Here is a 12845-nt window from a genome sequence, read left to right as displayed (position 1 = left end):
AAAATGTAAAAATATAGTAAAAGTAAAAATTTGTAAAGACGGCGGTGTGGAATGTCTTTAGAGCTGATTTCACTAGAAAATATCCAGGAAGTTGCTCATAATTACGGGTATTGGGCAATTTTTTTCGGAATTTTGCTAGAAAATTTAGGCATTCCCCTTCCTGGTGAAACCGTGACCTTAGTAGGCGGGTTTTTAGCTGGCAGCGATGAACTAAATTTCTGGCTGGTTCTCGGTGACGCAATTATGGGTGCTGTCATTGGTGGTACTTGTGGCTATTGGATTGGTAGAGTTAGCGGTTGGGCTTTTCTAGTAAAAGTTGGCAGCATATTTCGGATTTCTGAAGTGCGGCTGCTGAGTATTAAAGATCAATTTAGTCAAAACGCTGCTAAAGGAGTGTTTTTTGGGCGTTTTTTGGCATTGTTACGAGTTTTTGCTGCACCACTAGCTGGTATAGCTGAAATGCCCTTTAGAAAATTCTTTTTATACAACTTTTTAGGAGCAGTTGCTTGGGCTAGTTTGATGGTAACCTTAGCTTTTTTTGCTGGCAAAATAGTCTCTTTAGAACAATTGGTTGCTTGGGTGGGTCAATTTGCGATCGCAGCGTTACTAATCCTCGCTGCCTTAATTATTGTGCCCCTGTGGCTGGAATCTCGCCAGGTTAAAGGTGCAGCAGAAGAGTAAGTCAAGCATAAACTAAGTCAGGAGTCAGGAGTGAAAAGTAAAGTAAAAAGTGAATTTTTTTGACTTTTACTTTTGTATTTTGCTTTTTTAACTCCTAACTCCTGTAGAGACGCGATTAATCGCGTCTCTACTTCTAACTCCTAATCTGCTTTGACCAAATGCGAGTCGGTAGTCCCCAAACATAGATAAAGCCTTCAGCGGCTTTGTGGTCAAATTTGTCTTCGGCTCCGTAGGTTGCCAAATCAGGAGTATAGAGAGAATTATCGCTCGAACGCCCAACTATCGTAGAGTTGCCCTTGAACAACTTCACTCGTACAGTTCCAGAGACTTGCTCTTGTGTCCTTTGAATAAAGGCATCGAGTGCAACTTTGAGTGGACTGTACCACAAACCGTTGTAAACTATTTGGCTGTAAGTTTCTTCAATCCCACGCTTGTAATGGGTGACATCTGCCGTTAAAGTCAAGCTTTCTAAATCTTTATGTGCTTGAATTAGCACCAACATTGCGGGTGATTCGTAGATTTCCCGCGATTTGATCCCCACCAGACGGTTTTCAATCATATCGATCCGGCCGATGCCGTGATTTCCTACCATCTGATTGAGTTCTTCAATTAGCTCAACTGGCTTTTTGGCTATACCGTTGAGGGTTATAGGAATACCACCCTGGAAACCAATTTCGATGTACTGTGGCTCGTTGGGAGTCTGAGCGATCGCTTTGGTCATCTCATAAATTTCTTCTGGTGGCTCAAATGACGGATCTTCGAGTAAACCAGCTTCAATACTCCGACCAAGCAAATTCTTGTCAATACTATAGGGAGAAGATTTTTTAACTGGTGAGGGAATACCAAACTTTTCCCCATAAGCGATCGTTTCCTCACGACTCATCCCCCATTCTCTGGCTGGTGCGAGGATCTTCAGGTTGGGGTTTAAGGCGGTGACAGAGACATCAAAGCGAACCTGATCGTTGCCTTTACCGGTGCAACCGTGAGCGATCGCATCAGCACCATATTTTTCGGCTGTTTCTACTAATATTTTGGCAATCAGTGGACGAGCTAGGGCGGTTCCTAGAGGATAACGATTTTCATAAAGGGCGTTGGCTTGAATCGCTCCAAAGGCGTAATCTTTAACGAAGCTGTCTTTGACATCTGCCACTAGGGATTCACTTGCACCCGATTTCAGAGCTTTTTCTCTGATTGGCTCTAATTCATCTCCCTGACCTAAATCTGCTGCTAGGGTAATCACCTCTTCCACACCCCACTCCTGCTTGAGGTAGGGGATGCAAACTGAGGTATCCACTCCGCCAGAATATGCCAGGACAACCTTTTTGGCGCGACCCATTAATTTCTCCAGTTAGGACAACAAAGAATGAGTCATTATTATATCTAAACTAATCCACGTATATTTTATTCATGCAATAACCTATAGGAGTCAAAATTACGGTTCACTCTCAATACAGTTTGGTTAAGCTCTAAGCAGTATTGAGTAGACCTCTTGCACAAATGAAATGTAAAATTTGCCCACCCTACCGGATCTTGCTACATCCCTCAACCCCTTCTCCCAATTTTGCATGAATAAAAAGTCTAGTTAAAGAAAATTTTCTCAGCTTGCTGCGCGTAGCATTGACCGTAGAAGAAGCCCTGATTATAAATGGCAAATGTATTAGGGCGAGTTTACCTAAGTAAACTCGCCCTGATTTGTATTTAATATTAACTAAGTTTTGAAATCCTTCTACAGGCTAAGGTTAGACTATAGAGAAAATCTTACTGAGCTCAGATTGATATATTTAATGAGATTGTCTTACAGTTTGTAACTTTTCGTTCTTGCGCTTGCGTAGAAACATACCACCTACAGCCAGCATACCTAATGTAATACTAGGCTCAGGAACAGACTTAGGATCAAAACCTGTAAATTTGTCAGTTCCTAGATGGAAAGAATGGTTGTCGCTTTCAAATCCACCACCACCTGTTTGGGTAATGACAATCTTGTTGAAAATGTCGTTGCTACTATCTGAGTAGAAGTGAAGGTAGCCATTTCCTTCACCGCCATGCTGTGATGCACGAATTGGAGCAACTGGGTTCACATCCTCTGTTGTAAATGATTTGATTAGATTATCGCCATTGTAGAAGGAAAAAACGTTACCAGAACTAATAGCTCCCCAGTCAATACCGAAATAATTGAGGGAACTTGCAAGGTTAATTGTGACTTTATCGCCGTTGAAAACTGCCAAATAATTCCCATTATTGACTTCACCATTTGCCCCAGCAGGTGCCCATACATCTGACCTCACACTGCTGGTTCCACTGTTATTCTCAAATGAGTATTTAGCAAAACCAGTGGTTGGTGCTTGACCATTATTGAAGTTAACAGTTGTCGTACCGGGAAGTTGAGTAAACTCAGAAAAAGCACCTTGGTCAGTTTCTCCATTAGGGCCTGCAATGCCAGTGGTTATTTGGAAGGAAATAGCCTGAGCAGAACCTGCATAGATAAATGAGGAGATTGCAGATAAGGATAGAGCAGCGATACAAGCAATTTTTGTAAGAGACATAATCTTGAAATTCTGTATTTTTAATTGTTGAAAAGTTCGTTTGCGACTTGGATTCATTATGTAGTGTCTTATAGAAGAAACAATAGGATGAAACTACTGGATTTGGATTTATTGAAAAATCCCTAGATTTAGCCAAGAATTTGCCCTATTTTTGAACAGAAATCAGTAGTTTCACTTGCAGGAAAAGTGGATAGGATATCTGTTATTTATCTGAAGGTAAAAAAGTTGTAAAGTTAGCCTGCATATATTAAGAATTTGTATATTCGGATGTTGTCCTGATTAAGGATCGATCAAGATAACAAACAAAATTGTTTTAAATTATTTGTTTGCTGGTCAATATAAATAGATTCGGGGTCATTGCTATTGATTTTGAGATTCTTCCGTCGCTCTATTTACTTTTTCTTCTGTAATCAACTATGCAACCTGAGTGTTTTGACATAGCTATTAACATGAATTAAACTAAACTCTTGCAATCAACAAAAGAATATCGAGCGATGCATCCAACTGAAAAAGCTGTTGTCCCTACTCGCGTTATTGGTTTAATTAGTGGCACATCCGTAGATGGCATAGACGCTGCGTTGGTAGAGGTTTCCGGTACAGAATTGGATCTCAAAGTTGAGTTGCTAGCCGGGGCAACATATCCTTATCCAGCCCAACTCAGAGAAAAAATATTAGCAGTTGGTGCAGGCGCTGCCATCTCAATGGCAGAATTAGCGGAAATAGATGATGCGATCGCCCAAGTCTTTGCCCAAGCCGCTCAAAATATTCAAATTGGTCATCAGCGCGCCACTCTCATTGGTTCCCACGGTCAAACGGTTTATCATCGACCACCCAAAGAGGGAGCAGGGGGAGCAGCACTTCTCTACGAGACGCGGCGCGAACGGCTACGCTCAGTGACCGAGGAGCAGGGGAGCAGGGGGAGAGAAACGATCGCTACCCACGGGCTAAACTCTAGCTATCCGTTAACAGCACTGGGCAGTCCCTTGGGTTACAGTCTTCAACTAGGGCGAGGTGCATTAATTGCCTATCTTACGAACATTGCGACTGTGAGCAACTTCCGCGTTGCTGATATTGCTATTGGTGGTCATGGTGCGCCTCTCGTGCCCAGAGTCGATGCTTATTTACTCAGTCATTCCCAGGAGGGGCGTTGTATTCAAAACATTGGTGGTATTGGCAATGTTGCTTATATTCCGCCTCGGTATGGAGACTGGCTCTCAAAAATTCGTGGTTGGGATACTGGCCCAGGAAATAGTCTGTTGGATCTAGCGGTGGAGCATTTAAGCGGTGGTGCTAAAACTTATGATGAAGATGGCAATTGGGCAGCAAGTGGTACTCCTTGCCATCAATTAGTAGAACAATGGCTCAACCAAGACTACTTTCATCTACCGCCACCCAAATCCACTGGACGCGAATTATTTGGTGTGACTTACTTGCATCAGTGTTTAAAAGATGCTCAAGCATACCAACTCAATCCGGCTGACGTACTGGCAACTCTCACAGAACTTACAGTTGCTTCAATTTTTCATAGTTACCGCACTTTTTTGCCAGAAATGCCACAACGAGTACTATTATGTGGTGGTGGTAGTCGCAATCTTTATTTGAAACAAAGGTTACAGTTGTTGTTAGGATCGATACCAGTCTCGACAACAGATGAAGTCGGCTTGAGTGCAGATTTTAAAGAAGCGATCGCTTTCGCAGTTTTAGCCTACTGGCGACATTTAGGTATTCCTGGCAACTTACCTACAGCCACAGGTGCACCTCAAGAAGTACTTTTGGGAGAAATTCACCAAGGTCAGTCTTGAGTCAAGAACAATAAACAAGATAAAAAATTTCTTCATTCTTTTCTCGAACTCATCACTGGTAACTTAGCACTGCTATAACTGTAGTTTTGGCGGCACTCAAGCAAGACAGGGAATAAAAGGTGGCTCATACTTTTTTATTGGAACCAGGACGCTGGGCAATGGAAGGAAATTGGCTAGAACGTAACGGTATGCCAATCAGCGTCAAGGGTATGACGTTGGTCGCTTGGAATCGAGATAACTGGTTTACTATGGCCACAAAACTGATATTCCCAGGCAGCGATCGCTCTGAAATCTCTCTGCAATATAAGGGGCGGTTGCATGATGGAGAGCGTCAGTATACTTTTTTACTACAACATAATATTTTGGGGCAGGTTGAAGGTGAAGGCTGGATTGGTCTGGATACGATCGTACAGCGTTACTGGGTACTAGGCGATCGTCAGCGTCGTAGTGGCTTTGAAACCCTACACCGGATTTCGCAAGATACATATTATCTCAGTAGTGGTATCTTAGCTGGTCATTTTTTAACTAACACAATGGAAGCTAGCCTAGAGCGTCAGTCAGCTTAAAAGCAGCCCTACCTCACCCTTTGCTGTTCTTCTAAGCCAAAAACCGCCGTTCAAAGAACTCTGACAACGCACTGGTTTACCAACGCCTAATATCTCCTGCCCAACTTTAACCACTCATTGTTTATTCTTACCGACCTACTGAGTTGTATAGTAAAAAAGAAACGATTAAATTATGGTCAGGATTTTAGTTTTTTACCTAACCATGTAGTCAGGAGTTCAGTTTCGTGAATCCTAAAGTCTCCGTTATTATCCCTGCTTACAATACTGAAACTTATATTGGGAAGGCAATAGAGTCAGCCTTAAAGCAAACACTCACTGACATTGAAGTTATCATAGTCGATGATGGCTCAAGTGATAAAACTGTAGAAGTCGCTAAAAGTTTCACCGATCGACGTCTCAAAGTGATAGTTAATCAGCAAAATCTTGGAGCTGCGGCGGCACGTAATCGCGCTTTCAGAGCAGCCCAAGGAGAATGGATTGCTGTACTTGATTCAGATGATTGGTATGCTCCCAAAAGATTAGAAAATCTTGTGTCTCTGGCAAATCAAACAAATGCAGATATGATTGCTGATGATGTTTATTTGATCAAAGACGGTACAACATCTCCTTGGAGTACATTGATTCAAGAAAGTGGAGAACGTATAGATAAAATCTTCCAAATTGATATCGTTTATTTTGTGGAAACTGATGTCTATGGGCAACCAGGGTTGCATCTTGGCTTAAGCAAGCCTCTATTCAAACGAGAATTCTTGATTAAGAACGGCATCGAGTACGATGAAGAAATTAGAATGGGTCAAGATTTTTGGATTGACATGAAATGCTTAATCAAAGGAGCTAGGTTTTTTATTGAGCCAAAACCCTATTATTTCTACCGTTCACGCCCTGGTTCTCTGGTATATCAAAGCCAATTACCACGTCTAATTCAATACTGCAAAACTACTACTTCTTTCATGCAACAAGACATTGTGAAAAAGAATCCTACTCTAATGCGTGCTCTATCTTATAATCTGTCAGTCTATAAGAAAAATCTAGCTTATCTTCAAGTTGTAGAACCTATAAAACAAAGAAAATGGTTAACAGCATTCACAGAAATCAGGAAATATCCGGGTTTCTTTTATGATTTTATGTCACGATTTAATGGTATTGTCGAACGTCGAATTCAATACTATTTGATGAATAATAAATCAAGTTTTGATATATATCCTAATCAGCACAAAAAACGAAAATATCACACTTAAAGTATTACAGATTACCTATAAATAATGCATCATTACATAGTAATAATTAGCTGGAAGGTTAAAAAGATTGTTAGGTAATCAGAAAATGTTTTAAAAGTATTGGATGAATATAATTCGTTATTACATAAACTAAGTCTACTTCGTAAAGTAATGCGAATTTCAGGGTTTGTTAACCTGTGAAAAATTTGCAGCAAGGGCTTGTATATCAAGTTATCAAATTAAACATGGTTTGTTGTCAAATTATTTAATTGGGCAGTTAAAACGTCCAGATATTGCTATGTCAATTGCTTAGTTTTTAGGCAGTCGGCGCGCTCCGCACGCTATTGCTTATGCCAGTTGCGTAAGTCTTGGTGTAGCCAAACTAATGCCGTCTTCTCTCAACACAAAGCAACGTCTCGTAGAGAAGAGGAGATGCCAAGAGTGATAGCGCATTAGTCAAAATTGGGCAAACTAAAACTACACTACAATTTTTGAATGCACTTGTCCTCCCAAACATTTACAACCTGCTTTTGGAGTCGAATTTTCTATGTCAGACCCCAACATTGGTCGCTTACTCAGCAAACGCTACCAACTCCAAGAGTTAATCGGTACTGGAGCAATGGGTCGGGTTTATCGTGCTAAAGATACATTGTTGGGAGGTGTACCTGTTGCAGTTAAGTTTCTGGCTCTATCAATCCAAAATGAAAAGATGCGATTGCAAGACCGTTTTGAGCGAGAAGCAAAAACCTGTGCTTTACTAGGGCAAAAAAGTATCCATATTGTCCGAGTTATGGACTACGGCGTAGATGACAATAACACCCCATTCTACGTTATGGAATACTTACAAGGACAAAGCCTGAACAATATTATTCGCAAGCAACGATTACCTTTAACAAGATTCCTCAGTATGGCGCGTCAACTCAGCCTGGGGTTACAGTGCGCCCATGATGGCATCCCAGTTGATGGCGCTATTTGCCCAATTATCCATCGCGATGTCAAGCCAAGCAATATGCTGGTGATTCAAGATCCCAGTTTTGGAGAATTGGTCAAGGTTCTAGATTTTGGTATTGCTAAGTTATTACAGTCAGATGGCGACCATACAAAATTTTATTTGGGGACATTGGCTTATTCTTCTCCCGAACAGATGGAGGGTAAAGAATTAGACAATCGTGCTGATATTTATAGTTTGGGTGTCATGATGTTTGAGATGCTCACAGGCAAAATGCCACTGGTGGCACCAACTCACTCTTTTGGTGCGTGGTATAAAACACATCATTATCAAAAACCACGTTCTTTTGCTGAGGCTGTGCCTGGATTAGAACTACCAAAAGAAATTGAAAATTTGGTGATGAGTTGTCTAGCTAAAGTAGCACGCGATCGCCCTCAAAGTATTACTGAAATCCTCAGAGTTTTAGCATCTTTAGAAAAGCCTGAGCATACACGCAAAATTCAGCAAGCCAGCCATTCCCTAGTTCCTACTACTACAGCTAGCAGCGAGCTTGAACAAAAGACCAAAGCCGATTTGCGGGCATCCTGGTCAAACGATGAAATTGCTCGTGCCATTTCCTGGCCCAAAAATAAACCAATTGCCGATATTGTGTTTCCCCAGCCCATTCATACCAATGGGGAGGTTTTACCAGCTTTGTGGGTGATGCTACCGCAAGAGGAAATTCAAAAACGCTTACTCTGTACCCGCTATAACCAATTTCTGTTCATCTCTATCCCCCATCCCATGCTGCTATGGATTACTGTCATCTACAATCGCAAGCATGGCGCTAAATGGTTGCCTTATTATATCGATTTCAAAACCAGCCTTGGTCAAGAAATTGCCCGGTTACTACAGCACACAGGTTACTACCGCCTCCTATTCTTTGCACGAGAAGCACCAAATCCCTGTACCCACATCTTACTTTCCAGCGTCGCTTCTGCCCAACGGCAACGACTGCAAGAGTGGGTCGCAATGAGCAATACGTTGATGTCCTCTGCCGACCCGCAAATTAGTAAAAGTTTACTCAAAAACGAGTACGAAAAGATTAAGCCTCAGATTATAACAAAACTGGAAAGTATAGATACAGATTCTCCATACGATCTTTCCAGCTAGGCATAATTTCTTAATGTTACGTGTTTCATAGGTGGTCGCTCTCAGAATGTAACGTTTTATAAACAAAATATATATAAATATCTAACTTCTAGTTATATGTATAAAGAGTGAAATCACTAGCTGCTAAAGCAGTGGTATACAAATTATCTCTGAATCTTCCTCTGCAAATATTCCAGTGGATTGTCAATTTGTGCAGGTTTGATTTCCTTACTAGACGAAACAACAAGAAGTTTGGCTAAAGCAAACAACAGTTTTAGCCTGCAATGCTAAAGTTAGTCTAGACTCCAATCAGATATGCCGTAGACAATGTTTATTCATTCTTAATTAATTTCGGGAATTGAACTTTTGCGCCATCTTGTAGAATTACTTATCGAAGTTGACGCCCCGGCATCCCCAGCTCTTTTCCTCCTTGGAACCAAGCAAGAGAAGGAGGTCGCCCACTGCGACATTAGAACGACTCTATGCCATAGTGGAACCTGAATCTAAGCCCCACTGATGCTTAAGAAGCTCTTGATAAGTTGCCTCGCGCACGACCATTTGCTCATAGAGCTTGACTAAAAAATCTTTAGCTTGATCGTGGCTCATATTTTGCACCTGAGTAGCAAATGAGCAGATGCTGAATTGCTGTTCCAAGGATAGTTTCATTGGTTGATTCATAATTACTCCGAAAAAACAACGCGTAAAGGTGATATCGCTTACAGAAGTCCAAATGGGATAATATTTGGACTTATATCTGTCCAACATTTGTTCCTCCGTATTACGAAAGATAACAATTGTTTGACAGATTGCCCACATCCAAAGTGTGGACTTTTTTCTGCTTTGATATCTTGCATCTAATCCTACTGATATACCACCCAAGTCAGCTGAACCATATTCCGGAAAATAAGCTCTATTTGGTCTTAGATAGGTATAACTACCTCCCTCATTCATTCCTGCTTTGCACAAATATCCTTTAAAGAGAATATTTGGTGCTATGCAAAACCCGTCTTAGTCTTTGTGTTTAAAAAGCCTAAGATGCTGTCTCCGCAAGCGTGGAAGAAGCTTCGGGCAGGGAAATTGTAAGGAGGTTGGGGAATTAATGGTAATAAGCGTGAATTATAGTCGCTTTACCTTATTACGTGCAAGATGTCAATTTCCCAATTTATACAAATTTAGCCTCTTTGGGTGATTTTAGAGGCTAAAAATATTTGTATCAAATTGTAAAAAGGAAAAATGCTCACGCTGAACAAATTACTGAGTATATTTACCAGATTAGTTATTTGTCCTACCCTGCGGGTTCGCCCTTGGCGTTCTCGAAGAGTAGCCGCTGGCGCGCCTATGTCCTTTGTCATTTGTCCGTTACCAATGACCAATGACCAATGACTAATGACTATTTTCTTCAAGCGAGACGATGACAACTGTGATGTTATCGTGCCCTCCATGCTCTTTGGCAGCCTCAACAAGAGAGATGGCGGCTTTATTAAGCCAAGGACTATCTTGGAGGCAGTTAGCAATCTTTTGCTCGACAAGTTCTTCTGTAAGACCATCACTACATAAGAGCAAGCGATCGCCAACTTTTACATCTAGTGGTTGCACATCAATTTGATGCAAGTCTTCACGCCCCAAACAGCGCGATAATACATGGCGAAAAGGATGTAATCGTGCTTCATCTAAGGTGATGTCACCGATTTTGATTGCTCGTGCTACCCAAGTGTGGTCTTCCGTCACCTGTTCTAAGTGCGACTCGCGGAAGCGATACAGCCGTGAATCGCCAACATGAGCGCACCAAGGCGACTCTGGGGAGCGAAAAATTACTGCTACAACAGTTGTCCCCATATCGGCGCGTTCGGGATGATTTTGCTGGTCTTGCAAAATCGCTTCATTGGCAACCCACAAAGCTTGCTCTAGTAATTCTTGAGAAGATTTAGAAGTTTCCCAATTTGCTACCAAATACGCCTGAATTTCTCCTGTAGCAATCCGGCTTGCCTCTTCACCTCCGGCATGACCACCCATACCATCGGCGACAACGAAAAATCGTCCTTCTGGGTCGATATAGTAAGCATCCTGATTATTAGAACGAATAAGTCCCGGATCGCTAAAACCCGTGAAATTAAGTTTCATAAATTTTTTGCAACAATTAATACATACGATCGTAACGGTCGAGGCGTAAAAGTAATCGGATCAGAATCGCTGAAAGCGCCGCTGCAATTAAACCAGGCAGCAGTGCCAACCAGAGATAATCCTTAACCACTAAAATAGTAGCTGAAAGCGTGAAACCGCTGATTAACAGAGCATAACTTATTGAGAGCTGAATACTGCTCTGCCGCCGCAGCAGGCGTTCGGTTTCTATAGACCCGAACGCGCAAGCGCATATCTCCCCGTTCTAGCTTTTCTAGCGTATCCTCTAACCTACGTGGTAAACCCAACGCAGTACTACTTACCTGAGCTGCTTGGCGACTTAATTCGTTAAGAAAGCTATTCCCCTCAGAACCATTCATATCGGTTATAAGCTGCATTGCATATGGTTGGGCAACTTCCATAAAGTTAAACTCTGGATCTAAGCCTTTACCTACTCCTTCTAAAGTAGAAAAGGCTCGCATCACGAAAGTGAAAGTTGCTGGAAATCTAAATGGCTGATTATAAGCTATTTCGTAAAGGTCGTCACTGATTGCTGCGACTGATTGATTTTCAAAGGGCTTATCCATGAAATGATCCAGCATATACTGCACGGAACGCCGTACTGGGCCCATATCATCAGTTGGGGCGATCGCACCTAAATCGATCAGAGATTGCACAACGCGATCGCCATCTTTTTGAGCAATGCCAAAAAGTGTTTCCATCAATCCTTCGCGGATGTTGGACTGAATCCGCCCCATCATGCCGAAATCATAAAATATCAGAGCGCCATTTGCACTGACGGCAATATTACCTGGGTGAGGATCGGCGTGGAAAAAGCCACTATTGAGTAATTGTAGTAAGTAGGCTTGAGCGCCTTGACGAGCGATCGCTTTTCGATCCAAACCCGCTGCTTCTAAAGCTTCGTATTGGCTAATTTTAATTCCAGGGAGATATTCCAAAGTCAGAACTCTGGAAGTAGCGTAACGCCAGTATATTCTGGGGACGCTCACCCAATCATAGCCGCGAAAGTTCCGGCGAAAAGTATCGGCGTTACGACCTTCGTTAAGATAATCAATTTCTTCCCAAAGAATCCGACAACATTCTTCGTAAATACCCAACCAATCTCGTCCACGTCCCCATTTAGGATGGTTTTGAAAGTAGCGGGTAATTCCTTTGAGAATCTGTAAATCTATTTCAAATAACTTCTTTAGCCCAGGACGTTGCACCTTAACAACAACTGATTCTCCAGTATGTAGTACAGCTTTGTGTACTTGCCCCAAGCTAGCAGCAGCTAAGGGAATAGGTTCAAAATTATGGAAAAGTTCAGGAATTTTCTTGCCTAGTTCTTTCTCAACGATCGCTTCTACTTGCTCATAACTAAATGCGGGTACTTTGTCTTGTAATTTGGCTAGTTCTTCTACATATTCACCAGGGAATATATCAGCACGGGTAGAAAACAGTTGCCCAACTTTGATGAAGGTTGGTCCTAAATCCAATAGAGTATTGCGAATCCAGACTGCTTGGGTTTTGCGTCTTGCAGCTTGCTTTACATCAGTTACACCACCTGCATAACTCCAAGATTTGTTGTATAGCCAAAGTTTGAACAATAAGGTCAAGACAAAAGACCAAATGTCCACAAAACGCCGTTTGCTAGAGTATTTTTCCCGATTCCAACGGTATGCCTTCTCTGAATAACCTTGTTCCATATACTTTGTTTACCGTTGGTTTGCGATCGAATCACTTGGAAGAAAAGACACTCTGATTTCTAAACTATTCTTTTTTTAAGTGTCATTTGTCCAAAGTCCAATTGTCATTTGTGCATAATTCTTAGCCTAATG

The 12845-nt window shown here is 41.7% G+C and carries 9 protein-coding genes and 1 pseudogene; 5 read left to right on the top strand and 5 right to left on the bottom strand.

All coding sequences use genetic code 11. The features are described from left to right. Window positions 1-51: 51 nt before the first annotated feature. Window positions 52-681, top strand: a complete 630-nt coding sequence (locus NSTCB13_RS30115; protein ID WP_322670292.1) for a DedA family protein — start codon at window positions 52-54, stop codon at window positions 679-681. Window positions 682-814: 133 nt separating this feature from the next. Here the strand turns inward: NSTCB13_RS30115 and NSTCB13_RS30110 are convergent, their stop codons facing one another. Together NSTCB13_RS30110 and NSTCB13_RS30105 are read right to left on the bottom strand one after the other, a co-directional pair. Then, window positions 815-2017: an argininosuccinate synthase gene (locus NSTCB13_RS30110; RefSeq protein ID WP_448274762.1), complete on the bottom strand. Its 1203-nt coding sequence runs from the start codon at window positions 2015-2017 to the stop codon at window positions 815-817. A 445-nt stretch (window positions 2018-2462) separates the two neighbouring features. After that, window positions 2463-3224: an Npun_F0296 family exosortase-dependent surface protein gene (locus tag NSTCB13_RS30105; protein WP_445626790.1), complete on the bottom strand. Its 762-nt coding sequence runs from the start codon at window positions 3222-3224 to the stop codon at window positions 2463-2465. 494 nt (window positions 3225-3718) lie between these two features. On the opposite strand from NSTCB13_RS30105, the gene NSTCB13_RS30100 reads away from it, so the two are divergent. From NSTCB13_RS30100 to NSTCB13_RS30085, 4 genes are all read left to right on the top strand, one after another. After that, window positions 3719-5026, top strand: a complete 1308-nt coding sequence (locus NSTCB13_RS30100; RefSeq protein WP_448270144.1) for an anhydro-N-acetylmuramic acid kinase — start codon at window positions 3719-3721, stop codon at window positions 5024-5026. Between the two features lie 119 nt (window positions 5027-5145). Continuing rightward, a complete protein-coding gene (locus tag NSTCB13_RS30095) occupies window positions 5146-5592 on the top strand; it encodes a hypothetical protein (protein WP_094348018.1) in 447 nt (148 codons plus the stop codon). A 224-nt stretch (window positions 5593-5816) separates the two neighbouring features. Then, window positions 5817-6830: a glycosyltransferase family 2 protein gene (locus NSTCB13_RS30090; RefSeq protein WP_448266311.1), complete on the top strand. Its 1014-nt coding sequence runs from the start codon at window positions 5817-5819 to the stop codon at window positions 6828-6830. Window positions 6831-7356: 526 nt separating this feature from the next. Further along, complete coding sequence (locus NSTCB13_RS30085; RefSeq protein ID WP_448266310.1) at window positions 7357-8910, top strand: serine/threonine-protein kinase; 1554 nt, start codon at window positions 7357-7359, stop codon at window positions 8908-8910. Window positions 8911-9369: 459 nt separating this feature from the next. Here the strand turns inward: NSTCB13_RS30085 and NSTCB13_RS30080 are convergent, their stop codons facing one another. From NSTCB13_RS30080 to NSTCB13_RS30070, 3 genes and pseudogenes are all read right to left on the bottom strand, one after another. Then, on the bottom strand, window positions 9370-9567 hold the full coding sequence (locus tag NSTCB13_RS30080; RefSeq protein WP_041565841.1) for an NblA/ycf18 family protein: 198 nt from the start codon (window positions 9565-9567) through the stop codon (window positions 9370-9372). Window positions 9568-10272: 705 nt separating this feature from the next. Beyond that, window positions 10273-11010 carry a Stp1/IreP family PP2C-type Ser/Thr phosphatase gene (locus tag NSTCB13_RS30075; RefSeq protein WP_448274761.1) on the bottom strand — a complete coding sequence of 246 codons (738 nt, stop codon included), beginning with the start codon at window positions 11008-11010 and terminating at the stop codon, window positions 10273-10275. A gap of 16 nt (window positions 11011-11026) precedes the next feature. Beyond that, a pseudogene (locus NSTCB13_RS30070) lies at window positions 11027-12713 on the bottom strand (ABC1 kinase family protein). Window positions 12714-12845 lie beyond the last annotated feature (132 nt).

The sequence above is a fragment of the Nostoc sp. DSM 114160 genome, from assembly GCF_053470305.1.
Note: the sequence above shows the minus strand (reverse complement) of the source record. Positions and strands in the feature narration are given on the sequence as shown.